28 protein-coding genes and 6 tRNA genes are annotated in these 26,456 nt (G+C 38.0%); 7 read left to right on the top strand and 27 right to left on the bottom strand.

All coding sequences use genetic code 11. From position 1 onward, the window contains the following. Positions 1 to 46: 46 nt before the first annotated feature. Genes ACFSGI_RS15920 through ACFSGI_RS15960 form a run of 9 tightly spaced genes read right to left on the bottom strand, consistent with a single transcriptional unit; the run spans position 47 to position 9,174 of the window. Positions 47 to 559 (bottom strand): A24 family peptidase, encoded by a 513-nt coding sequence (locus ACFSGI_RS15920; protein ID WP_204825196.1) that lies wholly within the window; start codon positions 557 to 559, stop codon positions 47 to 49. Between the two features lie 48 nt (positions 560 to 607). Beyond that, positions 608 to 1,774, bottom strand: coding sequence for a TadE/TadG family type IV pilus assembly protein (locus ACFSGI_RS15925; RefSeq protein ID WP_204825197.1), 1,167 nt, complete (start codon positions 1,772 to 1,774; stop codon positions 608 to 610). After that, positions 1,743 to 4,025 carry a TadE/TadG family type IV pilus assembly protein gene (locus tag ACFSGI_RS15930; RefSeq protein WP_204825198.1) on the bottom strand — a complete coding sequence of 761 codons (2,283 nt, stop codon included), beginning with the start codon at positions 4,023 to 4,025 and terminating at the stop codon, positions 1,743 to 1,745. Before ACFSGI_RS15930 ends, ACFSGI_RS15925 begins: the two co-directional genes overlap by 32 nt. A gap of 19 nt (positions 4,026 to 4,044) precedes the next feature. After that, complete coding sequence (locus ACFSGI_RS15935) at positions 4,045 to 4,716, bottom strand: TadE/TadG family type IV pilus assembly protein (protein ID WP_204825199.1); 672 nt, start codon at positions 4,714 to 4,716, stop codon at positions 4,045 to 4,047. Position 4,717: 1 nt separating this feature from the next. Continuing rightward, complete coding sequence (locus tag ACFSGI_RS15940) at positions 4,718 to 4,915, bottom strand: Flp1 family type IVb pilin (protein ID WP_083243428.1); 198 nt, start codon at positions 4,913 to 4,915, stop codon at positions 4,718 to 4,720. A 12-nt stretch (positions 4,916 to 4,927) separates the two neighbouring features. Then, the gene (locus tag ACFSGI_RS15945; protein ID WP_379283988.1) at positions 4,928 to 5,803 is read right to left on the bottom strand and encodes a type II secretion system F family protein; all 876 of its coding nucleotides are present in this window, start codon (positions 5,801 to 5,803) and stop codon (positions 4,928 to 4,930) included. 46 nt (positions 5,804 to 5,849) lie between these two features. Further along, positions 5,850 to 6,722 carry a type II secretion system F family protein gene (locus tag ACFSGI_RS15950; RefSeq protein WP_204825201.1) on the bottom strand — a complete coding sequence of 291 codons (873 nt, stop codon included), beginning with the start codon at positions 6,720 to 6,722 and terminating at the stop codon, positions 5,850 to 5,852. 47 nt (positions 6,723 to 6,769) lie between these two features. After that, positions 6,770 to 8,038, bottom strand: a complete 1,269-nt coding sequence (locus ACFSGI_RS15955; protein ID WP_204825202.1) for a CpaF family protein — start codon at positions 8,036 to 8,038, stop codon at positions 6,770 to 6,772. Next, the gene (locus ACFSGI_RS15960) at positions 8,035 to 9,174 is read right to left on the bottom strand and encodes a P-loop NTPase family protein (RefSeq protein WP_204825203.1); all 1,140 of its coding nucleotides are present in this window, start codon (positions 9,172 to 9,174) and stop codon (positions 8,035 to 8,037) included. Before ACFSGI_RS15960 ends, ACFSGI_RS15955 begins: the two co-directional genes overlap by 4 nt. A gap of 420 nt (positions 9,175 to 9,594) precedes the next feature. Here ACFSGI_RS15960 and ACFSGI_RS15965 point away from each other — a divergent pair, with 420 nt between their 5' ends. After that, entirely contained in the window at positions 9,595 to 10,842 is a 1,248-nt protein-coding gene (locus tag ACFSGI_RS15965; protein ID WP_204825204.1) for an outer membrane protein assembly factor BamB family protein, read from the top strand. A 90-nt stretch (positions 10,843 to 10,932) separates the two neighbouring features. Here the strand turns inward: ACFSGI_RS15965 and ACFSGI_RS15970 are convergent, their stop codons facing one another. The 3 genes from ACFSGI_RS15970 to ACFSGI_RS15980 all read right to left on the bottom strand — a co-directional run bounded on the left by ACFSGI_RS15970 (position 10,933) and on the right by ACFSGI_RS15980 (position 12,561). After that, positions 10,933 to 11,430, bottom strand: a complete 498-nt coding sequence (locus ACFSGI_RS15970) for a thiol-disulfide oxidoreductase DCC family protein (protein WP_204825205.1) — start codon at positions 11,428 to 11,430, stop codon at positions 10,933 to 10,935. A gap of 97 nt (positions 11,431 to 11,527) precedes the next feature. Continuing rightward, entirely contained in the window at positions 11,528 to 11,803 is a 276-nt protein-coding gene (locus tag ACFSGI_RS15975; RefSeq protein WP_204825206.1) for a hypothetical protein, read from the bottom strand. 344 nt (positions 11,804 to 12,147) lie between these two features. Continuing rightward, complete coding sequence (locus tag ACFSGI_RS15980) at positions 12,148 to 12,561, bottom strand: organic hydroperoxide resistance protein (protein ID WP_204825207.1); 414 nt, start codon at positions 12,559 to 12,561, stop codon at positions 12,148 to 12,150. A 162-nt stretch (positions 12,562 to 12,723) separates the two neighbouring features. On the opposite strand from ACFSGI_RS15980, the gene ACFSGI_RS15985 reads away from it, so the two are divergent. Next, the gene (locus ACFSGI_RS15985) at positions 12,724 to 13,233 is read left to right on the top strand and encodes a glutathione peroxidase (protein ID WP_204825208.1); all 510 of its coding nucleotides are present in this window, start codon (positions 12,724 to 12,726) and stop codon (positions 13,231 to 13,233) included. 130 nt (positions 13,234 to 13,363) lie between these two features. Here the strand turns inward: ACFSGI_RS15985 and ACFSGI_RS15990 are convergent. Continuing rightward, positions 13,364 to 13,446: transfer RNA gene (locus ACFSGI_RS15990), tRNA-Leu, on the bottom strand. A 188-nt stretch (positions 13,447 to 13,634) separates the two neighbouring features. Then, the gene (locus ACFSGI_RS15995; RefSeq protein ID WP_204825209.1) at positions 13,635 to 13,997 is read right to left on the bottom strand and encodes a helix-turn-helix domain-containing protein; all 363 of its coding nucleotides are present in this window, start codon (positions 13,995 to 13,997) and stop codon (positions 13,635 to 13,637) included. 215 nt (positions 13,998 to 14,212) lie between these two features. Here ACFSGI_RS15995 and ACFSGI_RS16000 point away from each other — a divergent pair, with 215 nt between their 5' ends. Further along, positions 14,213 to 14,419, top strand: coding sequence for a helix-turn-helix transcriptional regulator (locus ACFSGI_RS16000; RefSeq protein WP_204825210.1), 207 nt, complete (start codon positions 14,213 to 14,215; stop codon positions 14,417 to 14,419). A gap of 218 nt (positions 14,420 to 14,637) precedes the next feature. On the opposite strand, the gene ACFSGI_RS16005 is transcribed toward ACFSGI_RS16000, so the two are convergent. The 3 genes from ACFSGI_RS16005 to ACFSGI_RS16015 all read right to left on the bottom strand — a co-directional run bounded on the left by ACFSGI_RS16005 (position 14,638) and on the right by ACFSGI_RS16015 (position 14,924). Then, positions 14,638 to 14,720: transfer RNA gene (locus ACFSGI_RS16005), tRNA-Leu, on the bottom strand. Positions 14,721 to 14,757: 37 nt separating this feature from the next. Continuing rightward, positions 14,758 to 14,833: transfer RNA gene (locus ACFSGI_RS16010), tRNA-Lys, on the bottom strand. Positions 14,834 to 14,849: 16 nt separating this feature from the next. After that, positions 14,850 to 14,924, bottom strand: a tRNA-Glu gene (locus ACFSGI_RS16015). A gap of 160 nt (positions 14,925 to 15,084) precedes the next feature. On the opposite strand from ACFSGI_RS16015, the gene ACFSGI_RS16020 reads away from it, so the two are divergent. The 3 genes from ACFSGI_RS16020 to ACFSGI_RS16030 all read left to right on the top strand — a co-directional run bounded on the left by ACFSGI_RS16020 (position 15,085) and on the right by ACFSGI_RS16030 (position 18,540). Next, positions 15,085 to 15,870 carry a DeoR/GlpR family DNA-binding transcription regulator gene (locus tag ACFSGI_RS16020; RefSeq protein ID WP_204825211.1) on the top strand — a complete coding sequence of 262 codons (786 nt, stop codon included), beginning with the start codon at positions 15,085 to 15,087 and terminating at the stop codon, positions 15,868 to 15,870. Continuing rightward, positions 15,867 to 16,742 carry an HAD family hydrolase gene (locus ACFSGI_RS16025; RefSeq protein WP_204825212.1) on the top strand — a complete coding sequence of 292 codons (876 nt, stop codon included), beginning with the start codon at positions 15,867 to 15,869 and terminating at the stop codon, positions 16,740 to 16,742. The genes ACFSGI_RS16020 and ACFSGI_RS16025 overlap by 4 nt, the downstream gene beginning before the upstream one ends. Positions 16,743 to 17,043: 301 nt before the next feature. Then, a complete protein-coding gene (locus tag ACFSGI_RS16030; RefSeq protein WP_204825213.1) occupies positions 17,044 to 18,540 on the top strand; it encodes a cohesin domain-containing protein in 1,497 nt (498 codons plus the stop codon). Between the two features lie 56 nt (positions 18,541 to 18,596). Here ACFSGI_RS16030 and ACFSGI_RS16035 read toward each other — a convergent pair whose 3' ends face one another. The 4 genes from ACFSGI_RS16035 to ACFSGI_RS16050 form a co-directional block, all read right to left on the bottom strand. Beyond that, a complete protein-coding gene (locus ACFSGI_RS16035; RefSeq protein ID WP_379283651.1) occupies positions 18,597 to 18,752 on the bottom strand; it encodes a hypothetical protein in 156 nt (51 codons plus the stop codon). 7 nt (positions 18,753 to 18,759) lie between these two features. After that, positions 18,760 to 18,851, bottom strand: a tRNA-Ser gene (locus ACFSGI_RS16040). A 1-nt stretch (position 18,852) separates the two neighbouring features. Further along, positions 18,853 to 18,928: transfer RNA gene (locus ACFSGI_RS16045), tRNA-Asn, on the bottom strand. Between the two features lie 39 nt (positions 18,929 to 18,967). After that, the gene (locus tag ACFSGI_RS16050; RefSeq protein WP_204825214.1) at positions 18,968 to 19,453 is read right to left on the bottom strand and encodes a SprT family protein; all 486 of its coding nucleotides are present in this window, start codon (positions 19,451 to 19,453) and stop codon (positions 18,968 to 18,970) included. 187 nt (positions 19,454 to 19,640) lie between these two features. On the opposite strand from ACFSGI_RS16050, the gene ACFSGI_RS16055 reads away from it, so the two are divergent. Next, positions 19,641 to 20,006 carry a hydrolase/acyltransferase gene (locus tag ACFSGI_RS16055; RefSeq protein ID WP_204825215.1) on the top strand — a complete coding sequence of 122 codons (366 nt, stop codon included), beginning with the start codon at positions 19,641 to 19,643 and terminating at the stop codon, positions 20,004 to 20,006. Between the two features lie 247 nt (positions 20,007 to 20,253). On the opposite strand, the gene ACFSGI_RS16060 is transcribed toward ACFSGI_RS16055, so the two are convergent. The 6 genes from ACFSGI_RS16060 to ACFSGI_RS16085 form a co-directional block, all read right to left on the bottom strand. Continuing rightward, on the bottom strand, positions 20,254 to 22,479 hold the full coding sequence (locus tag ACFSGI_RS16060) for a Tex family protein (RefSeq protein ID WP_204825216.1): 2,226 nt from the start codon (positions 22,477 to 22,479) through the stop codon (positions 20,254 to 20,256). A gap of 194 nt (positions 22,480 to 22,673) precedes the next feature. Beyond that, positions 22,674 to 23,024 carry a type II toxin-antitoxin system PemK/MazF family toxin gene (locus ACFSGI_RS16065; RefSeq protein ID WP_069326106.1) on the bottom strand — a complete coding sequence of 117 codons (351 nt, stop codon included), beginning with the start codon at positions 23,022 to 23,024 and terminating at the stop codon, positions 22,674 to 22,676. 3 nt (positions 23,025 to 23,027) lie between these two features. Continuing rightward, entirely contained in the window at positions 23,028 to 23,309 is a 282-nt protein-coding gene (locus tag ACFSGI_RS16070; protein ID WP_069326107.1) for a CopG family ribbon-helix-helix protein, read from the bottom strand. Between the two features lie 222 nt (positions 23,310 to 23,531). Then, positions 23,532 to 24,719 (bottom strand): alanine racemase, encoded by a 1,188-nt coding sequence (gene alr, locus ACFSGI_RS16075; RefSeq protein WP_379283655.1) that lies wholly within the window; start codon positions 24,717 to 24,719, stop codon positions 23,532 to 23,534. Positions 24,720 to 24,966: 247 nt separating this feature from the next. Continuing rightward, positions 24,967 to 25,632: a hypothetical protein gene (locus ACFSGI_RS16080; protein WP_204825217.1), complete on the bottom strand. Its 666-nt coding sequence runs from the start codon at positions 25,630 to 25,632 to the stop codon at positions 24,967 to 24,969. A gap of 67 nt (positions 25,633 to 25,699) precedes the next feature. Beyond that, positions 25,700 to 26,455 (bottom strand): hypothetical protein, encoded by a 756-nt coding sequence (locus tag ACFSGI_RS16085; protein ID WP_204825218.1) that lies wholly within the window; start codon positions 26,453 to 26,455, stop codon positions 25,700 to 25,702. Position 26,456: the final 1 nt, after the last annotated feature.

Here is a 26,456-nt window from a genome sequence, read left to right on the forward strand (position 1 = left end):
TAATAATAGAATAAAATTCAAAAATAGCTTATTCATGACTTTGCGCTCAAGTGATAAAAAAATAACAAAACACAACCCCTGGTAATACGGCGGTCATAAAAGGGAATGTTAAAAATTGTTGATGTTCAGTTTCTGTCGAGCGAATCGATTGTTTCCACAATACAGAACCTGCAAGCTTCCAGAATACTCTACGCATACGTACGATCGTTTCACGTCTCCACAACATAATGAGTAGACCAATAATACCTGCGAAAATAATAGAGTATATCATCACCTGTGCAGTCATTCCCATCCCGAACCATACACCAATTCCACCAAACAATTTCACATCACCTGCGCCTACAGCCTTCATCCAATGAAGAATAAGCATGATACCGAATCCCAATAGAAACCCTTTACCAGCAAAAGCAAGACCATCCCAACCAGACATTACCGCATGATATATTAATCCACTGACTATAAATAAAATATTCAGTATATTAGGAATTTTGCGTTCTTTGATATCTGTCCAAAATGCCCATAGTATAAAAACTCCACCGCCGATAAATATCGTTTCCATTGCTATTCTGTATCCCCTTTTAATATCCAAATAAATGTTATAGTTTGATTATGATGCGGCACTACCAATAACAGGTCGACCATCGTACTCTGCCACTTGGAATACCCCTCTAACTTCTTTTCCATCTGCTGTAGTAATCGTATAATTTGCCCATCCCGGTGTAGCATTAGAAGGAATTTTCCATGTCCAATTTACATTGCCTTCTGCATCTACTGTCGCCTGACCCAGTCCCTGTGCGGTGCTATTTCCGCTTTTATATTGAATATTAAGATGTACTGTTGTACCCGGAGGTGCTTTGGCTGCAATCGAAATATTGGATTCTGGATAAGCAGGTGAAGGAACCGACACTACAGATACACCTGTTTCTTCTGTAGCTTCTGCGGCCGCATCTTCACCAAACTCCCCGGTATCTCCGATCCATAATCGTTCGGTTGCTCTTGCTTGCAATACAATCGGTTTGAAAATCAAAGGAATCTTGAAAGGTAATTCGTAACGGATCTCAATTCCGAAATACGGATGCGTTTTGGCTGTAAGATCAGGCACAGTTACTTGCGTCACATGAATACGTTCATAATCTAATTTATTTTCTGCGGATAGCTTCTGCATTAATGGTTTGATCATTGTATCTAATGCAGGCGCAGATAATTGATTTTTCATTTCTTCTAATTTAATATCTCCACTACTTGCTGCTTCCATCATCCATGTATTGAGCGGAGCAGGAACAGCATCCTGATATTTAGACGCCAGTTCTGTAAATGTTAATTTAGGTAATCGCATCGATTCAGCAGGCAGAATTTTTTTGGCAACAAGGTTGTCTGCTGCTAGCTGAACAGGATACATATGGGTAGCTACATAGCGGGCTGTATCAGAAGTTACATTTTGCATCGCTGTATATACCAATGTCATTTGTACTAAATAGACTAGAAAAATAGAAATAAATAAAAAAATCGGTAAAACCATAGCGGCTTCTAACACAATACTTCCACGCTCTCCGTTTTTAAAAAGAGTAAACTTAGTACGACGATTGGGAGAATGATTTTTGAGTTCGTACACATTGTTAGAAGATGCAGAATAAGAACGATATGCATGATCAGATGGATCAGTTGTACTTTGACAAGAATAGTTGGCAACAAATCGGGATGCAGTGTTAAATACGCCAATTTGTTGAATTCTATTTTTGCTTTTAATAGGAGTAATCTGCTTGTTTATCCGCATAATACACACCCTGTTCTATAGAGCTATTCACACTGGTTGAATTCACCATTTTGATAACACCGGGTAAAAACCAAATCGGCATTGCTGTTCGTATATGAGCTGAAGCATACGTATTGCGCTCTGCTGGATTAATATCTGTTAAAAAGCGAATCAGTGCTAACATCCGAGACATCTTTTTCTCATTGCTAGGTTGTAACAAAAACAAACGCATATAATCTCGATATTCAAATTCTATCGGGAAATAAGCAGATAATTTGGTTTTACCTGTATTGAGCAATTCGATCATATCTTTGATCGCCATTTCTACTCCATACGCAACACCTGCCGCAAGAACAGCTAACGGATGACCTAGATTTGCATTTTTGACAAGTCCTTCAGCAGTACGAATTGCGAGTCTCATTCCGAAAATTTCGCTATAGGCTGCGGCAATATTAGCAGAAGGATCGTTAATACCGTAAATAATATATTCAATCTGCTGATTGCGTACGCCAGCTTCTTCAAGCGCATCCGTAATAGAACCTTCTGATAACGTATCTAATAACCCTTGAAGCTGAATAATATCGAATGTATTAAAATACTGAATCGCATACTCATTTTGGAAAAATTCATTTCTACCTGCTAGAAGAGCATCGGATAAACCTCCAAATACAACATCCATCGCACCCATAGCATTTTTACTTTCTTTATAAGGATCGCTATCCATAGTAGCGTCAGAAGTGGCTCCTCCATCTGCACCGTTAAAAGCGATACTTTCTTTGTAATATCCATCTACTTCATCGAATTCTTTAGCTAATAACCTTGCAGCAGCGGCTGCACCTACAATTTGAGCTAACATTTTTTTGGCTTTTTTTAATTCTTCTTTTGCTTTCGCTTCTGACGCAGCTTTTGTTTCGGTACCTGCTCTTGCTGCTTTGAGATCATGTTCGATCACACCCATAATTCCGTTAGGAGCTGTACCTGTATAATTATCAATATATTTTTGTAAAAGCTTGGCCGTACGAATAGTACTGCTTTTTAAAGAGTTAGCATCACCAGTTGTTTTGGTAAGTTGAGCTGTAGCTTCTGTAATTAAGTTGCTAATAGAATACTGAGCTGTTGTATAATCATCTTTTTGTGTTTTAATCGAACTTTCCATTTTCCCCAAAAGATCATCCGATAATACAAGTTGTTCTAAATTTTTGCGAAGTTCTGCTAATTTGGCTTCAGATTCTGCATCCCCCGCATTAGATCCACCTGGTATATTTGTATTTCTGACTCGCTCATATGCTTCGTTTTGTGTACGTGTTTTGGCTTCTTCTATAATGCGCGCAATTTCTTGATTATATTTTTTTATTTCAACCATAATTTTGTTAGCTTCTGTGTACGTATCTTCGTGAGTATTAATTAGATCTTTGTAATCTCGTGATAAATTGGATAGGAATGTTTTGGATTTGCTTTTATAAGCAGAGATTTTGGCTGTATTGATCGGACTTTTATCTTTTTTCTTACGCTTTTTATCTTCTGCTATCAAAGCTGTATAATTATTGAACTGAGCTGCAATATCAGCGACTGACGTGATCGATCCTACATTTTTGTTAGCAATAGAACTTTTGACAGGATTCATAATTTTAGTGGTTAATTCTTTAACTTCGCCCGCTGTTTTTTTCTGTAAAGCTATTAATTTATCTATTTCTTTTTCACGCTTATCGTAAGGCTCGCGTACATCTTCTAGGACATTAACCGTTTGACTGGCTTCTTTCAGTACACCAGACATGCCTTTAAATTTATCTACAATTTCTATTGTAAAATCGATTGGTGCTTTATATTTCATTTCTTCTTGAATCTGGTGATTGAATACGTCATAGCTTCCTAAAGGTCGGCTTAATTGAATCGAAGTCGTATCTGCTTTCATCGGGATCAATTTAAAACTATCTGTACTCTCGGTATAATTAAAATTCTCATTTAACGCTGTATCTAATAGTTGTGTAGGATCAGATTCTCCCGCAGCAAACAATCCGTATTGTTGTTGAAGATCGGTATCAAATGCTGACATTGCTGAACGAACAGCAGCATGTGCTAATCGCTCGGATTGTACTTCCATCGCTGCTATACGTGAATAATCGATAAAAACCGCTGTAAATAAAAAAACACCTGCAAGTACAACAATCATAAAAATAGAAACAGCGCCTTGTGTATCTGCTAACTTGCGTAGTAATGATTTTTTCCAATATGTGATTTTGGGTCTTATTTGTAATTTACGTGCTTTTCTCAAAATGATTCACACTCCTGCTTTAACTACCTGCTGCTGTAGAAAACCATTGCAGTACGGTTCCAGCACGTCCCATATTCATAGCCGTACCATATTTCCCTGTAAATTTGGCTCCGTAATAACGCATTAATTCAATCGTACGAATAAATTCTACCGGTTCTACAACAACCGAACTTGCACTCACTTCACTTCGTAGCGGATGACCTAATTCACGTTCCAATGCCCCCAAAGAAATAGGTTCACTCAATGTTGTATTTACATTTCGCATCATCAAATAGTTGTTATACGTTGTATTCCCACTCATTTTACCTGGTATCCATGAAGCAGCCGCTGATAATTTAGTTGCTGGTAACGATCCGCCACCTCCACCCGGAATAGCGACATTCGCTGTATTGGTAGCTCCTGCCCATCCAAAAAGTGCACTAATCATACTATCATCTGTAATGCGCCAGTACAGACCATCATCTTGACCTTGTGGAAAAGCACCGGTATTGATATCTTTGTGACTGTTATCCCAAGTGTAAGCCGCACGTTCTGAAGTTTTGGATGCTGCTTGTTTGAGCATTGTATTTTGATATTGGTACATACACATAAACAGAATCAGCAACGTGGTGAACAGAATGATAGGAAAAACGATGGAAGCTTCAAGTGTGAAGCTCCCTTTAGTATTTTTCCAAAAACGTTTAATATTCATATTATTTAGTAAATTCTGCACTTTTAGTTTCCATATATTTAATAGTATTCTCTACAATTTTTGTGATTGAAGTCTTAAATAACAGAGCTAACGTTACAATTACAGCTACGATCAAAATCATTTCCAATGTCCCAATACCTTCTTCATTACTCCAAAAGTTTTGAACTGCGCCCCATGAACCTTTAATCAAATTTGTCATTATATTTTCCTCCTACATATTCATCATCATAAATGCTGGCGTACCGACAAGAATCATAACTACTACAAAAATCAAAACCATCGGAAATACCATTTTAGAAGAAGCTTGTTCTCCTCTTGTACGGCTGACTGCTTTACGCTTATCCCATAATGTACGTGAAAGATCGCGTAATGCTAATCCAAACTCTCCTCCACCACGACGGAAATTCAGCAAGACTGTTGTTGTAAACACCGAAACTTCCTGAACTCCACATCGTTTGCTGAATGACTCTAATCCTTGCTGAAAAGAGTATCCATTTTCCATTTCACGTACCATACGAAATAATTCTTTGTACAATGGATGATCTGCGGCTTCACCTTGCTTGCGCTGTACACAACGTACAATCGCTTTTTGAACTGTTTCGCCTGCACCTACAAGAAGTACAATTTTATTCAGAAATTCAGGTAACTCTAGTAAAATATCTTGTTCACGTTCATGAACTTTCTTTTGCAGATCGCGGAATAATCCAACAGGAAGCATTATCGCTAATCCCACTCCCATGACTAACCATGTCATACTACCACCGGAGATCGCAGCCATTACCAATCCACCTGTCAGTAATAACCAGATATAACCCGCCATTTCTGCAATATACAATAGTGTCATTTCGCCGCTACGATGTACCCCAAAACCTTTTTGAATCGAGCTTTGAATCCGGTAAAACACCCCTGAGAATCGTGATACAAAGCGAATTTTTTCGAGCAATACCAACATAGCTGGTAAAAGTGGTCTTAGCTTAATCACTTCTAATGGTAGCTTGGCAAGCTCTTTATGTAACGCACTGGCACTTTGATTCAGTACGACCCATCCGATCACTAATGCTGTCGCCAACAACCCTTCCAACCATATCAAAAGCAGTTTGTTCACCTCCCTTCCAGCTTATTGTGATACTGGTTTACACTTTGATATTCATAAACTTCCGAATTAACCAGTAACAGAAACCCAATGCCGCCAAACAAATCGTAGAAATCACAATACCAATCGGATTACCGTACAATGGCTTCATAAAATCGGCTGCCGTCACATTCAAAAAGATCAAAAAGAAAAATGGAGTAGCAACGAGTGCATTTGATTCAAACTTTTTCTGCGAAATCATAACCGATATTTCTTGCTGAATATCTAACTTTTCACCGATCGTTGCAGACGTTTTACGTACCACTTCTACCAGATCGCCACCGGTACGTTTACAAGTAACAAATACATCTGCAAAGTTGGTAATATCTTCATTCATGGCTCGATCGCTAAAATCTTGTAATGCTTCTTCTATGGGTTGTCCATACTCTAAGCGTGTAGTAATAATATTCAGTTCTCGAATCATATCGTTATCACCATCTGGATATAACATCCGCAAGTCCTGCGCTGCTTCGCGAAATCCATTTTCAACTGAACGCCCTACAGCTAACGAAGATGATAATGAATATAATGCTTGTTTGAAATGTGCGCTCAAAGCAGCTCGTTTGCGCTCTAATAAATGTTTGCGAAGCAACTTAGGCATAAACCATGCTCCTATAGCCAATACACTAGCAATAATCCACTGATGATAAAACAAATAACCGATCATCATAAACAACACAGCACACAATATAATACAGCTGATTCGCTGTAAAGCAGATAGATGATACACTGTATAATCTGCTAACTCTGCGCGGGGTTGTTCAGAGCGTGCAAGCGGTGGCAGTGACGACGAAGATGAATTAGGTACAGTAGGATTGACTTGCGCTACAGGTGTAGCTGTTTGCCTTTTTCCTGCTTGATTAGCTTTGAACATATTGTTCTCCTTTCGTTATAGATTTGAACAATTGCTAAATGAGTACGTTATACTCTGCTATGTTCCGCAGTAGGCGTATACATTGAAGCTAATTTACGCCATTCTTCAATTCCGGCTGCTCGCAATTTATCGGTGTGAATCAATAGATTTCCTGTAGGAACAAGATCGCCTACAATTCGTCCTTCTTTTTCGCCAGACTCTTTAAATACAAATAAAGGATTCAATACCACTTCACCGTCTACCATTCCTCGCACTTCTGAAATTTCGACAATGCGACGTGAACGATCACGCAAGCGAGCTAAATGAACAAAGATATCAATAGCTGAACTAATCTGCTTACGTACGACTTGCATAGGTAAATCTGCTCCGCTAAGCACCATCGTTTCCAGACGACTGATCATGTCTACAGCACTGTTAGCATGACCTGTAGATAGTGAGCCATCATGCCCTGTATTCATCGCTTGTAGCATATCCAGCGCTTCTGATCCCCTTACTTCACCGACTACAATCCGGTTAGGACGCATCCGTAGAGAAGAACGAATCAGATCACGTATGGAAATTTCCCCTTTTCCTTCGGTATTGGAATTACGTGTCTCCATAGAGACTAGATTAGGAATCGTTTTGATCTGCAATTCGGCAGAGTCTTCGATCGTAATTACACGTTCATCTTCAGGAATGTATTGAGATAAAGCGTTAAGAAAAGTTGTTTTCCCAGAACCTGTACCACCACTAATAAAAATATTGAATTTACTTTGAACAAGCGTTTGTAGCAAGTTAGACGCAACCGGAGCAATTGCACCCATACGAACCAGATCATTCATCGTCATCGGTTGCTCTGGAAATTTACGAATTGTCATCGTTGGACCTTTAAGCGCAACAGGTGGCAACACAATATTGACACGTGAGCCATCTTTGAGTCTTGCATCGACTATAGGTGAAGATTCATTGACCACCCGGTTAACACCCGATACAATCGTCTGAATAATATCTTCTAACCGATCTCTAGATTCAAAAACTGTAGCATTACGCATCACTTGTCCATTACGTTCTATAAAAATATCAGTATGGCTATTAATCATAATCTCGGTCACACTTTTATCGTCTACAAGTGGTTGCAAAATATCTAATCCACGAAAAGAATCGAATACTTGCCGTACTAACCGCCTTTTTTCACCGGCTGTTAAGTTAGGATAACGTTGTTGATCTAATACTTTCTGCTCGATACGTTGCATCAGCTCATCGTCATCTATAGTAAATGTTACATCCAGACCAGATCGTACTTCATCCCGTAATGTTATAAATAAGTCTTCGTTCACATTTCCACCCCATTAGTACTGCGAAGATCATATGTACCAGACTGGCATAATTTCAGAATATCTCGTTGAAAAATAGGAGAGCACCATAGTAATTCGCTGTTAGTCACTTGCTTCCATGAAGGAACATACGCCAGGGTACCTTCTAATTGCATATCTTCTAGCGGTAATACATTCACAATACTGCCGTTAAATTTATTCATAATAAATGATGTTTTAGCTCGCAACTCTTGATAGAAATCACTATAATGATTTTGCCAATACGACATCCAGATTGCTGTTTTGTTCATACAAGGTAGATCATCCGTTAAAAGACATAACACTCGGTCACTTTCTCTTAATGCAACTTGTATCCGTTCATGCCAGCTAGATTCCCCATCAATAACGATATGATCATATTCACCGCTATTGACAAGATAACGAATTAACATTTGCGTTTCTTCTTCAGTCATTCGCAATAATTCATTTAAATTCTCAGGCGGTTCAAACGTATCAGCTTTCATTTCTTCGGCATACACTGCATATGAAGAAGGAAGATGAGTCGGCGTTTCTTTTTTTTCAGCAAATGCTTGTAGATCATATAATAAACGCGATAATCCGTTACCTTGTTCACGTTGTTGATCCCATTGCAGCAACCATGTACTACTTGCTGATTCTAGATTTAGATAAAATACATGATGTCCACTCATACTCAGTTGCTTGACCATATTGATCGCTGTGATAGATTTTCCACTACCCGGAACAGCAGAATGAACCATCGTCACAACAGTACGATTATCGCGCCGTACTATATCTGTACTCGCAGGCTTGGTCATCGCACACAATTGTTCTAGCAAACTTTGTAAAGGTTGATATTTAGCTATCGAAGGACCTTCAAAAGTCTTTTCTCCATATTCATTTAGACAGACCCAGCGATGTTTCTGAATATTTTCACTATCTAACCAGCTTTTGAGAAAAGAATCTTCTGCTGCTACCAACCCTGAATGTTCCCCACTATTCATATAGGTGCGAAATGTAGCTATATTCGAAAATGCTCTGATTCTTACTTTAGATCCATATTCACTGTCTCTTACATAACGCAGTAATAACTCAATATACTGGCTATCTTCAACGCCCAGAACGATTTGTACTGGAGCCATAGACGTTCCCCCTCAAAAAATGCAACAAAAAAAGCACCGTTTAAATACCACACAAAGTAAATTGTGCGATGCTTAAACGGTGCTTCCGTTGCATATGTTATCCAATTAACGATAGAATATCATACATTTTATAGGTCTGCAATACTATTTCAATAAAAAAATTAAAAAAATATCAAACAATATGAATATATAGTCTCACTTTTAGTTAGTGTTTGTCTAGTTATCTAAAGTATATATACCTATGAAGTAGTCTAAATGACTACTTTCTGTATGTGAGAGTTATTAACCATTTGTACGCTACAAGTGTTTAATATAGAGATATTACATTATAGTTACATCTGTTGCATTTAATTAAGATAAGGTTAAATGGATACAGAGTAATCAACTCAGTCTATTCTAATCAGGAGAGGTGGAAAATTTATGTTTCAACGCCCTATTAATACTAAGCCGTGGGCAGTGTTGCTTCTGACAGGAGCAATCTGTATGGCTTCCCCTTCATTTATGTATGCAGCGGATACCGTTACGCCATTAACTAACCCTTCTTGGACGTCAACTTCCCTATTCACCGATAAGATGGATAATGCTATCGCGACTCGTGCAACCGATGTACACGCACTTCCATCCAAAAATCTGGTGTATGTACATACGCAACAAGATATCCCTAATACAACTGGTCAGACCAAAAACAACTGGTATCTGGATACAGTCAAAGCTTTTGATATCCAAACAGGCAAGCTGAAATGGCAGTACACGCTACATGAGTCTGCTGGGCCTTATACATTAAATACAGATATGATCTATTCAAGTTATGGAACAGTCTATGTATATGCAGCATATTCTGATGGAACATACAAACTTCACTCGATTAATTCAGCAGGTAAGCTCAACTGGGTCAAAACGTTAACAGGGGCAAGCAGTATTACGATGCTGAAAGACAGCTCTTTATTAGTAGCGTCTCAAGGAACTGTTAATACAAAAGGTGTTGTAAAATCTACAATCAGTCGTTACGATTCTATGGGCACACTGTTAAATACCAAAAATATTCAAGGAACAGTGCTCAAAGCAGAAGGCGATCGTATTATTGTAACAGCTAGCAATCTTCTTAAAAATCAAAATGGCTGGGAAGCTGTTCCGAATCCTAAAGTTGATGTATACGGTCTAGCGCTAACCAAATTGTATTCTTACCAATTCCCTGCAAATATAAATATCTATGGTGACGGTAGTGACTCTATGTTTGTCCTAAAAGACAGTACCGTCTTAATTCGTACTAATATCGACCGCACCAAAAACAAAATGTTTGCATTCAATGCCAAAGGTAAATTAATGTGGGGACGCAATATTCCAGGCGGCTCTCTTACCCAATCTACAGGCACTGGATATGTTGTCTATGATAAACAAATGATGAAATTGTATAACACCACTTCTAGTAAAGTGATTGCTTCTCGTGAATTAGAAGGTGAACCTTCTGCTGATTACACTTGGGTACAAAAAACAAGCGATGGTAATCTAGCAGTTAACTTGGATGATCGCACGTATATTTTATATCCAACCAATCTTTCAACTGTACATGTATTCAAAAATAATGCTTTAAGTGCACCTAATGACTATGTAAACCATACTATTTATTCATTAGATCAAGATATGCTTACCAAAATAGTATTAAAATAATAGACTCTGACTTCTTTTATATTTAAAATGCTATGCAAAAAGCACCTTCATCCGTAATAGGAGAAAGGTGCTTTTTAATATGAATATAAATTAATCTATAAATCGTCCACGAATCTCTGGACTAGGCAACATACACTGATCAGATTTACCAAACCAACGATAACGGTTTTGAGCTACATAATTATAGACTGCATCGCGCAAAGGCTTGGGTACAAGTATCAATGCAAACATAATAGGCCAGGGAAAACGTAATTTACGGGCAATACGCAAAGCTCCTGTAGAACGAGTATAATATTTACCATTTTCGATCAATACAAAAGTATCCATTGTATCTGTGCGGATTCCTCCACGTTTGAGCAGTTCTTGTCCTATCTCTGATTGAATAGAGGCAAAATGGAAAGTTCCTTTGGGATCACGAGCGATAATAATTTTAGTTAAACCCTGACAAAAGTGACAGACTCCATCGACTAAAACAATTGAATGATCCCCATGAATTAATTGTTCCACTTCTGTAAATGTTTTATCTGTTGGATCACCTGGTTTGGACACAGGTGCTTGACTTGTTGTTGGTACGTTAGCAGTTACCATTACAGTATTCCTCCTTTATATTCGTAACAGAATATAGAAAAAAGACGCAAGGGTATAAGACCCCCGCGTCTTCAATGTAATTCAAACTATTTAAATATTAAGAAAGTGCTTTATCAATCAATTGACGATCTTGAATCTGTTGATTGATTTCGCCTGCAAATGCATCCATACATTTACAAATAAAGTCTTTACGGCATACTGGGCAAGGCGTCGTTAACAAACGATTGATGTTTGTCATTTTCCACTCTGGGAAACGATTGTAAAACACACGGCATTCTGTTCCATCAGCAAGTGTCAAAACAAATTCGTACAAACCATCTTTTTCATTGATACCAGCTTTTTTTAATTCCGTAATATTCGGTCTATATGCCATTAATGATCACCCATTATCCTTTAAATTTCGGTCTAAAACAATAGAAATTCACCTATGTCATCTTAAAGAATTTTGCTTTGCCTGTCAACTCATTTTGATTGCGGGGGAGCAACAATATCGTTAGAAAGGCAATGATAGCAATTGATTTGATCATTTTTACTTGTACCAATTTAATTTAAAACACGCTGTTATCTACACTTACCCTTCTCTATCATTTTTAATCTTTTTATCTCAAGATAATGATCGTGTTCAATATAAATAGTATAGATAAAATAAAAAAAGAACCTGATGATCATCAGGTTCTTTGATATCTTGTAATGGTTTATTCAAAACAAAATCAGAAATTATACAATATTCAACTGCACATCAATATTGCCACGAATCGCTTTAGAATAAGGACAGAATTCATGTGCTTTTTTAGCAATGTCTGTCGCTTCTTCTTTGGATAGTCCAGGAATATTAATATCCATTCGTACGGACAATTTGAATCCACCATCTGTATCTTTATCAAGCATAACGTTATTTACAATTGTAGTATCTTTGACATCCAGTTTAGCTTGGCGTGCTACATTTGCTAGTGCACTTTGATAACAAGCACCATATCCTGCTGCAAATAATTCTTCAGGATTTGTACCTGTACCTCCGCCACCACCTAATTCTTTAGGCATAACCAAGTCTACATCGAGTCCACCTGTAGTTGATTCCACTTTACCTTGACGTCCACCATGAACGGTTACTTTTGCTGTATATACTGCCATTTCGTTTCAGCTCCTTGTAATAGGCTATTTTAGACCAACACTATATTTGTAAAGCATTTCTAGCAAAATGAAACGTAACACACACAATGAACTCTATTTTTTGAAATTAAATTGTATCATGTTATAATAGGTTACCAAACAAAAAGGCGGTGGAATATCTGTATGAGCGTTTATGATTATGCTGTTGATAATATTCGTGGAGAAAAAGTACCGTTAGAGAATTACAAAGGAAAACCGATGTTAATCGTCAATACAGCAAGTAAGTGCGGATTCACTCCTCAATTTGCAGGTCTTCAAGACTTATATGATGAGTTTAAAGATCATGATTTCGAAATTTTAGGATTTCCAAGTAATCAATTCGGTCAACAAGATCCTGGTTCTAACGAAGAAATCTCTGAATTTTGCCAGTTGAATTATGGCGTTACTTTTCCTATGTTTGAAAAGCTAGAAGTAAAAGGTTCTTCTGCACACCCACTTTTTCAATATTTAAGTAAAGAAGCTCCCGGCATACTAGGTTCCAAAGCGATTAAATGGAATTTCACCAAATTTTTAATTGATCAGAATGGCAAACCTGTTAAACGATATTCACCTCAGACTACTCCAGACAAAATACAAGCAGATATCCTTGAATTGTTAAAAAATGATAATCCTTCGTCATCCACAGAATCATAAAATATTTACTGCATTATAAGTTGTTATACAAAAAAGCCTTTTAAACCTAGAGATAATGAACTCTCTCTTACGGTTTAAAAGGCTTTCTGTGTTGAGGAATATGTAATCTCTTATCCGATAAAGCTTGTAATGCGGTCGAGAGGACTCGAACCTCCACGGGTATACACCCACTACCCCCTCAAGGTAGCGTGTCTGCCATTCCACCACGACCGCGCATATATCACGTTCTTATAGCGAACCTCCATATTATACTATTCTGAACGTCACTTGTAAACCTAATTCTACTATCTATACTTACTATCAATCAAATACACACCGTCTTATCCTTTTCGTTATCTATACGACAAGTTATATCATATAAAAAGCCCGTCATTGGAAGACGGACTTTTGAGGACATTATATTATTGATCTTGCTTTTTATTTTTGCGATACACTGTAAATTCAATATATTCTTTGATAAAACCTTTTTCTTGTTCGGACAGTATTTCATCTTGGCAATTCAATTGCCCCATTAGTTCAAAAAAATAAGGATCAGTCTGCTCTTTAATTAATTCAGGAAGACGTTCTTGCCCTGTAAGCAACCAATCCAGACTTGTGTTAAAATAAGCGGCAATTTCTATAAGCTTATGTGTACCGGGTGTAGATTTGCCTCTTTTCCAATCACCAAAATTACCTGTACTGATTTTTAATTGTTCGCAAAATGATTTCTTAGTAATTCCTTTATTCTTAATCAATATTTCGATTCGATCATAGATAGATTGCATATTGTACCTCCACTCCCGACCTTATTATCTTTAGATACTCAATTAAGTTATTTTTGTTGATTAACAACTTAAAAAAGTATATACTTACTTTACCGACATTTTTTTACTACTTTCCCTAAATAATTATATCACAGGTTGTTCAATAATGAATTTGAGACTCTTTATTCACAACCTAATCATACACCATTTCATGTTACATTAAGGGGTGATATCTATTGAATCGTAAGCAGCCCGTTACCCCCTTCGGTTGGGCTATCAAGCAACGTCTAGCAGAATTACAGATGGATCAGAAAACATTTTGTACGCGTTACGGGATTCCTCCTTCCCGCTTATCTAATCTTATTAACGGGACACGCAAAGCAACAAGATACCGCAAACAAGTCGCTGACCTGCTTGATATTCAGAATTACTCTAACCACTGATATGCGTACATAAGTAACCTATAGCTCTTGCAATACACAGCAGCTTAAGATTGATTCGCATCCTATTTTTATGTATTCAAGCGTTACTATGGATATGGCGAATATAAATGAATCACTCGTTATATTCTACCAAAAATAAGCATTCTATTCTATCCTATATTTATAACATTAGAAAAAAAGTCCGTGCTATAACAGCCAGGACTTTTTTTACTTTATAATGCGGTCGAGAGGACTCGAACCTCCACGGGTATACACCCACTACCCCCTCAAGGTAGCGTGTCTGCCATTCCACCACGACCGCTCAATGAATATAACTGAGGACTATTTTTTTTGCAAAATGGTGAGCCATGAAGGGCTCGAACCTTCGACACCCTGATTAAAAGTCAGGTGCTCTACCGACTGAGCTAATGGCTCTTATTGTAGACATAAATGGTGACCCGTAGGGGACTCGAACCCCTGTTACCTCCGTGAAAGGGAGGTGTCTTAACCACTTGACCAACGGGCCATGCCTTTTAACAACAGACATGAGTATAACAAGAATCGATATAGATAGCAAGCATTTCATAGTGAAATTATTTTACTTACAATTTACAGAAATGCACTTGTTAAATGACTTAATATTACTTATAATTACTTATATATACTTAATCAAAAGGAGTATTCTTATGTATCAAGAGGAACGAATGCTTCATATTTTGGATTATTTGAAGAACCATCAACGTATTAATATTGAAGACATTTGCCGATTGTTTGATGTATCTAGAGATACAGCGCGGCGTGATCTTGTACGTATGGAAGAGCAAAATTCGATTATTCGTACACGTGGTGGTGCACTGCTTCCTTCTTCTGAAATGGTGATCCCTAGTTACCAAGATAGACTCAATACAGTTTCTTCTGAAAAGAAAAGTATTGGCAAAGTTGCTGCTTCACTAATAAGTGATCGCGATCGGATTATTCTTGATTCTTCAACAACTGTACAAGCATGTGCGGAATTTCTAGATGCGACTGGTTGTACGATTATTACCAACTCTATCAATCAAGCGGATATTTTATCTGAAAAAGAAGATATTACGATTCATCTATTAGGCGGACAATTACATACTCAGCATCGTTATGTGTATGGTTCAGCAGCAATTGAACGACTTTCGCATTATTTTGTTCAACGTGCTTTTATTGGTATCGGTGGCATTTCGGCTAAAGGGCTTACTTCGGTGTCTGATGAAGAAGGTATGATTAAGCATAAAATGATGCAACAAGCTGATATCGTGATTGTGTTAGCGGATCAATCCAAATTTGGTAGAGAACTGTTTTATAAATTTGCAGATTTGTCTGAAATTGATCTGATTATTACAGATCGTGCTCCTACACCAGAAATGACGGAGTTATTGGAGCAATATGAAATTGAAGTGCATATCGCCAATCAACCTATTTTAAAGGAGATGAGTCTATGACTGTTAAATTAATTGCTATCGATTTGGATGGAACGTTATTAAGCGCCCATACTCATGTAAGTGAAACCAATATTCAAGCTATTCGTACTGCGCAACAAGAAGGGATTCTGGTTACAATTGCTACCGGACGCGAACATGGTAACGTGCGTGAGATTCTTCAATCATCCGGTCTTCAAACTCCTGTTATTTCTTCAAATGGTTCTGTAATCCATGATGAGCATGAACAGCAATTATTTACTTTACCGTTAGAGCGTCAAGCAGCTAATGAAGTCTTACAGTGGTTAGAAGCTAATGAATACTATTACCAGGTGCATAGCGACCGCGGTATTTATACTGTCAACAATAGTCATCAACTATTAGCGATGGAAGTAGATCGTTTGCTAAGTACTGATCCTGACCCTAGCTTACTTAAAATGCTAGAAGCAATGCAGTTCCATCATGAAAACACAGGATTTTTACGTATTTCTTCCTTTACAGAAATTCCAGATCAAGCGGATTTGTATAATGTTATGGCATTATCTTTAGATCCAGAAAAGTTACAAGTAGGACGCGACAAATTCTCCAATCGTGATGATATGACTATGGTAATTTCGGGTATGCACAATTTTGAAATGGAACACAAACAAGCTTCTAAAGGATATGCTCTAAAACGTCTTGCACAACATTTCAATATTGCTATCGAAGATACTATGGCTATTGGAGACAACTACAACGATGTCTCCATGCTCCAAATCGCAGGTAAAGGCGTAGCGATGGGCAATGCTGATCTAGAAGTTCAATCCTATGCCGATGAAGTCACCAAAAATAATGAAGAAGATGGCGTAGCTCATGCGATTTATAAAGCAATGGGTATGACAATCCCTTCTGCTTAAACATTTCTATTTTTATTTTGAACATCTACTTATTAATATATTTCAAATAAAAGTGAACTCTGAAGATATTCAGATTCACTTTTTTTATTTTTTATAGAATGATACTAAGTCAAAAGCATCAGGATTATTGATAGAAACTAGATATTTAGTCTGAATTAATCCAACCATATACATATTAGGAAAACATACAATCAAACATTAAAAGTACATTATTCCATATTTAGTAATAAGTGTTTTGACACTAGGTTCTTTATTCCTATATGATACTTTTTGTTAATAATAAGATTTTCAGGGGGAAGTTATGAAAAAGAGAATTTTTAGTCATTTAAGTTTATTTTTATCAGTTCTATTTGTAGCAGTATCCGTACTTACAGCTTTGCCAACAGCAACACAAGCAGCTACAAAATCAATAACATGGGAAAACCGTTCTACTACTATGCAAGTAAGCTCTTCAACAACTAGAACCTCACTTACTAATATAGGAAAAACGTCAGGTAAATGGTATTGGGAAGTAACAGTAGATAATACAGAAGGTATGTATGCAGGAATCGGTATTTCTAATGCCAATAAAACATACACTACTAATTATTATGGTAATGACGGTCACCGCCTTGATAATTTTGCAATAACTAATGCAGAAAATCGTGGATATGTTTACGGATCTACTTATAAAAAAGGAGATATTATTTCTGTTGCATTAGATATAGATAACAGCACTATTACATGGTATAAAAATGGTGTTTCTCAAACTCCAGTTCAATATTCTTCAAAAGAAATAACTACTCCTATTTATGCAGAAATAATGGCAGTAAATAGCAGTCCTCAATTGACAGGTAATTTTGGCTTAACTCCTTTTAAATATGCTATTCCTAATGGATATTCTCCTTACAGTGAAGACGAAATTTTGATTGGTAAATCCACTTTAAAAGCGACTGCTGGTAATGCTAAAGTTGATCTCACTTGGTCAACAGCAACGAATGCAACTAGCTATAATGTAAAACGTGCTACAACTACAGGTGGTCCTTATACGAATGTAGCGACTAACGTAACAGGTAATACGTATTACACAGATACAACTCCTGTTAATGGCACTCCTTACTTCTACGTTGTAACAGGCGTAAACGGTACTACAGAAGGTGCTGTGTCTAACGAAGTGACAGCTACACCGATCGCAGCAGTGAAACCAAACGAGCAAGCAACACTTGATGTTACGATCGACAAAGAAAAAGTTAAAGTTGGCGAAGGTTTTATCGCTGATTTGTCTTTGAAAAAAGCAACAAATATTTATGCAGAAGATTTTGTTGTGAACTATGATGCTACATTAATGGAATACTTGGGTGCTACTGAAGTTCCTGGTTACAAAGTCTACAATGAAACAAACGATAAAAAAGGAACTCTTCGCTTTATCGTAGCGAGTCAAGGTAAAAACTATGGTATTTCCGCAGATACTGTATTTTTGAAATTGAAATTTAAAGCTATTGCTGTAGGTACAGGTAAAGTCGATTCATTGTCTGGTCGTATCGCAGATACGGATAACGAATATGATATCGCTCCTGCTAATGCTTTAGAAGATACAATCTTGATCGAAAAACCAGCTTTTTTGGACGTGAATAGATCTGGTTCTTATACGCTTCTAGATCTATCTATTGATGCATTCTACTTTGGTCAAAATGCAGCAGATACAGATAAAACGTTGCATGATGCAGATCAAACAGAAGATGATCAAGTTGGTGACGATGATCTAGTCTATATTGTTGGTCAAATGTTGACTAACCCTGACTATACACCTAACAAATAATTCGATTTTAGATAAATAGGCATGAGACACTTTCTATCACAGAAAGCATCTCATGCCTATTTTTTCGTTTCTACTTCTACTTCTACTTCTACTTCTACTTCTACTTCTACTTCTACAAATATTATTGCCCATCTATCTGCAAAAATAAAAAAGAACCAGCAGATGCTGATCCTTTTGTTGTATGTACCTATGATATTACTTATTGTATTCATTCTTATATGGCGGAGAGAGAGGGATTCGAACCCTCGCACCGCTAACGCAGTCTAACCCCTTAGCAGAGGGTCCCCTTATAGCCACTTGGGTATCTCTCCATGGCTCCCCGAACAGGACTCGAACCTGTGACAACTCGATTAACAGTCGAGTGCTCTACCAACTGAGCTATCAGGGAATATCTAACAAGAACAATATAGGTAGTACAAGAAATAATTTACCATGATTCCTGAGGCAAGTCAAGCTGTTCCAATGTTAATTTGCCACTGCACTTACCACACCGATATTTGTCTGGATTCATTTTTCGTTTGCGCAAATATTGAGTCTGGCAAGAGGTACATAATAATTTGTAACGATATAGTTCTTTTCGTTTTTGTTGTTCTATAGATGGTGGAGCCTGACAGTAACGGCTTCCGCCAACACGCTTGAGCCAGTACTTAAATTCAGCATCCCTGTGACGATAACCCATCCCATGAATATGTAAATGATAATGACACAATTCGTGTTTGATAATCCGTTCTACTTCTTCGATGCCAAATGCTTCTAGTTGATGTGGATTGATCTCTATATGATGACTTCTCAAAAAATAACGTCCACCTGTAGTCCGTAATCTAGCATTGAATACAGCACAATGACGAAAAGGCCATTCAAAATGTTCCAGCGAAAGTTGTTCCACCCACGTTTGTAATTCTTCGTTAGTCATAGATACTATGGCTCTCCTTTGTATCGGTTTTACTCTGTATAGATATCATTTTACTTTATCATTATGATTGCTGTTGAGCTGTATTTCTTATAAATCTAATCTCTTCTCTTGAATTTTAACTTTATTCTAAGCTACACTTCAAGTATAAATTATATAACCTATTCGATATCCAAAGGAGAATTCAATCATGACTGCTACAAACATGCGTTACGTGCTATTGCAACAAGATTCACAGCTTTCTTATATAGAAATGCCTGCTGATTATGCTTACCAATTAAGTGCACTTAACCTTAGATTACATAAAGAAATCAGCAAATTAACAGCCGCAGATATTCCTTCTCTGCCTCGTGCTATTGCAGAATGTAATGATTTAGAACTGTTAGATGAGCATGCTTCGATTATAGGTGGATTGGATTATATCAATGAATTAGAACGTTCTTTTGCAGTGCTCAAAGAAAATCATTATCCATTGATCTCCTTATTAACAGAAATTAGAGCTTTGCAAGCACAATTGGAACAATGGTATGAAGAATATGAGGAGTCGCAAGTATAAATCTCTCTTTTCTATTCATTATCTTTTGATCATAAAAATATGTTTATTTAAAATAGTTCATCCGAAAAAGAAAATGTATACTCACCTTATCTTGAGCTACAACAAAAAGCGTACATCTTTCGAACAACTATTCGAAGAATGTACGCTTTTTGGATTATTAATTGATTTACTTCCTATCTTACTACTTCCGTAATTCAACCTTTTCTACATAAAAAGCCAATCTTAGAACATGATAGACTCATTACCTTTACGCTTGAGCAACTTCATCAGCAGAAGATTTGCGCATCGTTAAGCCAACACGACCTTTTTTGTGATCTACATTCAGCACCCATACTGTTACATTATCTCCAACAGACACGACATCCATCGGATGCTTTACAAAGCTATTGCTCAATTGGGAGATATGCACCAATCCATCGTTTTTGATACCAATATCGACAAACGCACCAAAATCGATCACGTTACGAACAGTACCTTGCAATTCCATACCTGGTGATAAATCTTCTATTTTCAACACATCTGTGCGGAAAATTGGCAATGGCAGTTCATCACGAGGATCACGTCCTGGACGTTGTAAGCTATCCAAAATATCACGTAATGTAGGAACACCGATATCTAATGATTCAGAAGCTTGCTCTACATCTACATTCGATAACGCTGTTACAGCTTCAGGTGTACCTAATTGTTCCGGTGTAATCTTTAATGATTTGAGCAATTTGGTTGTTGCTGCATAAGACTCTGGGTGAATCGATGTGTAATCAAGTGGATTTTCGCCACCATTGATTCGTAAAAATCCTACACATTGTTGTAACGATTTTGCACCAAGACGAGGCACTTTTTGCAGTTGTTTACGACTTGTAAATTTACCGTTTTCTTCGCGGTATTTTACGATGTTTTTGGCAATCGTTGCATTAACGCCTGCTACATACGATAACAGCGATGGAGAAGCTGTATTCACATCTACTCCAACATGGTTAACTGCGGACTCTACAACGGCTTTTAGACTGCTCTCCAGATGTTTCTGAGACACATCATGCTGGTATTGCCCTACACCGATCGCTTTCGGATCGATTTTAACCAATTCCGCCAGTGGATCTTGAACACGACGAGCGATCGAAGCCGCACTGCGCTGAGCTACATCGAGATCTGGGAATTCTTCTTGTGCTAATTTGGAAGCGGAGTATACACTTGCTCCTGCTTCACTAACGATCAAATAAGACAGTTCTTGATCTGTAATTTCTTGAATCAGTTCTGCTACGAACTGCTCTGATTCGCGCGAAGCTGTTCCGTTACCGATCACGATTAACTCAATATCATACTGTTTGATCATACGACGGAAAATGTCAGCCGCTTCGCGCTTTTTGTTATGCGGTGGAGTTGGATACGTTACTTCTACTTCAAGCAATTTGCCTGTACCATCGACAGCCGCTAATTTACAACCTGTACGATAAGCCGGATCGACACCAAGCACACGTTTTTCTTTGATCGGTGCTTGTAGCAATAGATTACGAAGATTTCCTGCAAAAATAGAGATTGCTTGTTGATCGCCTTTTTCGGTTAATTCAGCGCGCACTTCGCGTTCAATCGATGGCGCAATCAGACGTTTGTATGCATCTTCAATCACTGTAAGCAAAATATCACGCACTGCTGAAGAACCTTTCACCAATTGTTTTTCCATATAACGGTGAATCGATTCTGATTGAACTTCTAGTTGTACTTTTAAAATATTTTCACGCTCTCCACGATTGATCGCTAAAATGCGGTGAGGAGGCATTTTTTTGGCTAATTCACGATAGTTATAATACATTTCGTATACAGACTCTTCGGTTGGTGCTTTGGCTTCTGTCACCAACATCCCTTGATCGAGCGTATATCTTCTGATCCATGCACGTATATTCGCATCATCGGATATACTTTCTGCAATAATATCCATAGCCCCTTGTAGAGCCTGGTTCGCATCTTCTACACCTTTATCAGCGTCTACATAACGTTCTGCTTCCACGAGTGGTGCTGGGCTTGTATGTTGCTCCATGATCCAGTTGGAAAGTGGCTCTAGCCCTTTTTCTTTGGCTACACTAGCACGTGTTTTACGTTTTTGACGATACGGGCGGTACAAATCTTCTACAACCTGCAATTTGGCTGCATTTTGTATCGCTGTTGCTAATTCTTCGGTTAATTTATCTTGTTCACTGATGATCCGTAGTACTTCATCTTTGCGATCTTGTAAGTTACGCAAATATTGATGACGTTCTTCAATATCTCGCAATTCATTTTCATCGAGTTCGCCAGTCATTTCTTTACGGTAACGAGCAATAAATGGAATTGTATTCCCTTCGGCTAGTAAATCGATCGTTGTACGAATCTGTTTTAATGAAATTTGTAATTCGCTTGCGATTTGTTTAATAATTTGTTCACGAACTTGCTGTTCGGTGACTTTAGCTTCAGCTTCTGTAATTACTTTTTGTTCAGACAAATCCTATCCCTCTTTCTTGTCTCCCTACAATGGAGATTCCTCGCATGATACTTTTATTATCTCAGACAACGCTTTTGATTTCCACCTGATTGCATAACTTATCTCTTGATGATGCTTCAGACACCTGATCTTGTTATCTATAATCCATACAAAAAAACCCGGTGTTATTCACCGGGTCGGAATTGTGGTTAGGCTTAAAATTCAACTAAGCCTAAACTGATCTGGAGCGCATCGTGTACACGACGCATAGTTTCTTCATCCAGATGTGTGATTTTGTCAGTCAGACGCTGTTTATCAATAGTTCGAATCTGTTCCAGCAAAATGACGGAATCTCTATCAAACCCATGAGATTTCGCGTCAATCTCCACATGTGTTGGCAATTTGGCTTTTTGAATCTGTGCCGTAATTGCCGCCACAATAACCGTTGGACTGAAACGGTTGCCGATATCATTCTGGATAACCAGAACCGGCCTCACGCCGCCCTGTTCGGAGCCGACGACGGGCGATAAATCTGCAAAAAATACATCGCCACGTTTTACGATCAATGTCTACACCCCGCTAACTAAACGGTCCAGAGTGATGTCCGCCTCTTCCTCCGCATGAAAAGCTTCGCAAGCAATTCTCAGATTAATTTTCGCCATTTCCATATATCCACGCTGCATCGCTTCACGGATATACCGCTTTTTGCGTTCAGTGAGATAAATTTTTGTGGCTTTTCTGATTAGTTCACTGCGATCGGAATCTTCTAAAGCTGCGATACCATCCACTTCTTGCAGAAGTTGATCCGGCAAACGGATCATAATGCTCTGCGCATTTTGCATGTTGTCCAACTGTCAAGCACCCCCAAAACCTTTTCCAGCTCTACCCCTATAGCGGCTGTATTGGCATCTTTCGTGCACGAATCTAACTTCCTGGTCTTTGCGACACATACGACATATGAGGCAAGTTTGCTGCCATCATTATAAACCAGATCATACGTGTGCGTACAGACCTTTCTTGATACTTATGTAAGATTCGCCGTAAATAGTTGGTTTCCTTCTACATTTACACAATTAATTTGTAAAATGTGTAAGGGGATTCCAGAGGGTGACAATGGCATTATTCCGGTAATAAGCACGCGGAACTCTAGCGGCAATCATACAAACGACTTCGTAGTGAATCGTACCTAGCTTAGATGCAAGCTCATCAGCAGTAATAACAGCATCTTGCTGTCTGCCAATTAAGACAACCTCTTCGCCGATTTGGATTTCTTCTGCTTCTTCAGCAAAAGATTTAAGTGATACCATGCATTGGTCCATACAAATCGTTCCTACTACAGGGACACGACGACCACGAATCAATACTTCCGCTACTCCCGTTAACATTCGAGAATAACCATCAGCATAGCCAATAGGAAGTGTTGCAATGTATTCATCACTTTCGGTAACATATTTACCGCCATAACTTACTTTGGAATGATCAGGAAGTTGTTTGACATATGTTACTTCTGTTTTGAGCGTCAGTACTGGAGTTAATTCTATCGCCTGTTCGTTCACTTCAGCTGAAGGATACAGCCCATACAATGCAATACCTATCCGAACCATCTGAGGAGATAGTTCAGGAGTATCAATAGCGGTAGCACTGTTCCCCGTATGTATGATAGGGATAGAGTAACCCAGTTCACGTAATTGCATGTTCACCTGTTGAAAACGTTCATATTGTTCCAATGTATAACTTTTGTCTAACTCATCAGCTTTGGCAAAATGGGTAAACATTCCTTGGATCTCAAGTTGTGGCACTTGGAAAGCTCTTGTAATAAAATCAACTGCCACATTTGTTAAAAGACCAATTCTACCCATTCCACTGTCGATCTTGATATGAGCTTTAAGCTTGCGTTCGGAAGAATCAAGCACAAGTCCAGCTATCGCTTCAAGTACATCCTCCGTGAATACATTAAGAGTAATATCATATTCATAAGCAGCAGATATACCTGCCGGTCCGGTATAGCCCAGAACAAGAATAGGCATACGTATACCTTGCTGACGCAGCTCAATCGCTTCATCCAAAAATGCCACACTCAAATAATCCGTACCTAATCGTTCCAATTCTCGTGAAATTTCAACTGCTCCATGTCCGTATGCATTACCTTTGACACAGCATAACAATTGAGTTTGTGGAGATAATGCTCCACGAAAAGCTTCGTAGTTGGCACGTAATGCATCCAAGTTAATGTCTGCTCTTGTTGCTCGATACTGTTGCACTTGCAGTCACCTTCTAATCCGTTTTTGCCGATAAAGGGCAATAAATATATGTTAATGCGGAAGTAAGATAACTGTCAATTACACTTGGATACATTAACAAGGTAAATATTAAAAAAGACGATGTTCCGTAGTGCACTGATGCCTTGCGGTTGCGTCTTATATCGTAGTATTTACCCGCTTCATGGTCGATAGAAGCGGGATTTTGAGGATTTTGCAAATTTACATTTAAAATTATAACAATTGTTTTTTATTCATACACAACTGTGTTTCCACAGTACTCACAATCTTTGCTTTCATGCGGTGCAATCGTATAAATCGCTCCACAACCGGAACAATCTACCTTTTTAGGTTGAAGGTTAGGAGCCGGCGGTGGGGTTGGCGAAGGATTCATTTGCTGATTACGTTGCTGTTGTTGCCATGACGTATAAGGTGCTGTTTTAGGATCTAATGGATTGAAAATTTTGTAATCGGTTGTTGTTGTACTATTACCATTGATATTGCTTGTTATCGTTGTGGTAGATGAGTATGATGTTGTCGTACTACTATAACGATTAGGATTCGGCTGACGATGTGGAATATGTTGCATATCTTCGCGATCAATTGTATGAATAGAACCTGATGAATGATTTTGGTGCTGCTGTTGACGCTCATTATGAATTTCATTTTGGCGAGCATACCAATCTTTTTGTGCTTGAATTTTTCGATTATGCAGTTTGATTCGTTTGACACCAAAATAAACAAGTAAAAAACCTGGTAAAAATGTAAATAAGGATACTATAATCCAACTTCCCCAAAGACTACCCATAGGAATAGAAGCTCCTGAAGGATCTGGAATAAAAATCCCAATAGACGTTATTCCCCATACTAATAAAAAAGGAATACCAATTATAATCATAATGATACCTAGTGCCATATAATAAACCCCTTTATATGTTTCTTTTTTCTTTTGATTCAAATTACTCTCTTACTATTTATGTGTATCAAGACTTTGCAGTGATAAGCTTGCGGTTACGTTGTTGCAGTATATCTTGTACAGATCCGAATACTGCTTTTACATTCTGCACTTGCTGAGTAGCTTTGTGTTCGTCTTGCATTTGGCTTTGCATCATTTGTTCTTGTAAACGTCTTACTTCATGCATTAACTGCTCTTCTTCTGCCCAAATATCAGGATGAGTCACAGGGTCACTAAAGCGAACATTTTCTTCAAGGGTAGTGAGTAATTGTTTTAGCTCAGTCCGATAAGGTTCTTGCCAACCTTTTAAATGCAGATTCGATTCGCTGAGGATAGAACGAATTTCTTGAATACCAAGCATCTGCAATCGTTCTTCTTTATCAATACCACGTTCCGTCTGCATAAACCAGATCAACAATCCGCCAATCACAAATACAGCACCAAACGTAATCAATTGAATCCAGATATATAAGCTCGTAGGAACTGCAATCACTAACCAGAGCAATACCGCATACATAATTGTTAATGCTTGATACGCAACAGCTACAACAGCTAATCCCATAAATGCAGGTACTGTCTTTTTAAATTCATCTGCTCGTAGTGCGCCCCAACCTGCTAAAGACCAGACGATCGTTTCTGCCAATACAATCGTAGCTAAAGAAACCCAGAAGCGAACATCTAATATATGAAAAGATGCTAATAACACAAATCCAATCACAGTAATCGTCAAAATAACACCATATAGTAATGTAATCATTTTGATTCCTAAGCGATGATCCGTCATA

Source organism: Paenibacillus nicotianae (assembly GCF_042681745.1).
Lineage (GTDB): Bacteria > Bacillota > Bacilli > Paenibacillales > Paenibacillaceae > Saccharibacillus > Saccharibacillus nicotianae.

Bases quoted from the DNA above. Each gene is read 5' to 3' on its own strand.
- ACFSGI_RS15995 (WP_204825209.1), bottom strand. From the start codon at position 13,997: ATGCAATCTATCTATGATCGAATCGAAATATTGATTAAGAATAAAGGA.
- ACFSGI_RS15935 (WP_204825199.1), bottom strand. From the start codon at position 4,716: ATGAATATTAAACGTTTTTGGAAAAATACTAAAGGGAGCTTCACACTT.
- ACFSGI_RS15950 (WP_204825201.1), bottom strand. From the start codon at position 6,722: ATGTTCAAAGCTAATCAAGCAGGAAAAAGGCAAACAGCTACACCTGTA.
- ACFSGI_RS15960 (WP_204825203.1), bottom strand. From the start codon at position 9,174: ATGGCTCCAGTACAAATCGTTCTGGGCGTTGAAGATAGCCAGTATATT.
- ACFSGI_RS15925 (WP_204825197.1), bottom strand. From the start codon at position 1,774: ATGCGGATAAACAAGCAGATTACTCCTATTAAAAGCAAAAATAGAATT.
- ACFSGI_RS16080 (WP_204825217.1), bottom strand. From the start codon at position 25,632: ATGGCACTAGGTATCATTATGATTATAATTGGTATTCCTTTTTTATTA.
- ACFSGI_RS16035 (WP_379283651.1), bottom strand. From the start codon at position 18,752: ATGAATACAATAAGTAATATCATAGGTACATACAACAAAAGGATCAGC.
- ACFSGI_RS15970 (WP_204825205.1), bottom strand. From the start codon at position 11,430: ATGGTAACTGCTAACGTACCAACAACAAGTCAAGCACCTGTGTCCAAA.
- ACFSGI_RS16085 (WP_204825218.1), bottom strand. From the start codon at position 26,455: ATGACGGATCATCGCTTAGGAATCAAAATGATTACATTACTATATGGT.
- ACFSGI_RS16055 (WP_204825215.1), top strand. From the start codon at position 19,641: ATGACTGCTACAAACATGCGTTACGTGCTATTGCAACAAGATTCACAG.
- ACFSGI_RS15980 (WP_204825207.1), bottom strand. From the start codon at position 12,561: ATGGCAGTATATACAGCAAAAGTAACCGTTCATGGTGGACGTCAAGGT.
- ACFSGI_RS16050 (WP_204825214.1), bottom strand. From the start codon at position 19,453: ATGACTAACGAAGAATTACAAACGTGGGTGGAACAACTTTCGCTGGAA.
- ACFSGI_RS15975 (WP_204825206.1), bottom strand. From the start codon at position 11,803: ATGGCATATAGACCGAATATTACGGAATTAAAAAAAGCTGGTATCAAT.
- ACFSGI_RS16030 (WP_204825213.1), top strand. From the start codon at position 17,044: ATGAAAAAGAGAATTTTTAGTCATTTAAGTTTATTTTTATCAGTTCTA.
- ACFSGI_RS16025 (WP_204825212.1), top strand. From the start codon at position 15,867: ATGACTGTTAAATTAATTGCTATCGATTTGGATGGAACGTTATTAAGC.
- ACFSGI_RS15920 (WP_204825196.1), bottom strand. From the start codon at position 559: ATGGAAACGATATTTATCGGCGGTGGAGTTTTTATACTATGGGCATTT.
- ACFSGI_RS16020 (WP_204825211.1), top strand. From the start codon at position 15,085: ATGTATCAAGAGGAACGAATGCTTCATATTTTGGATTATTTGAAGAAC.
- ACFSGI_RS15985 (WP_204825208.1), top strand. From the start codon at position 12,724: ATGAGCGTTTATGATTATGCTGTTGATAATATTCGTGGAGAAAAAGTA.
- ACFSGI_RS15965 (WP_204825204.1), top strand. From the start codon at position 9,595: ATGTTTCAACGCCCTATTAATACTAAGCCGTGGGCAGTGTTGCTTCTG.
- ACFSGI_RS15940 (WP_083243428.1), bottom strand. From the start codon at position 4,915: ATGACAAATTTGATTAAAGGTTCATGGGGCGCAGTTCAAAACTTTTGG.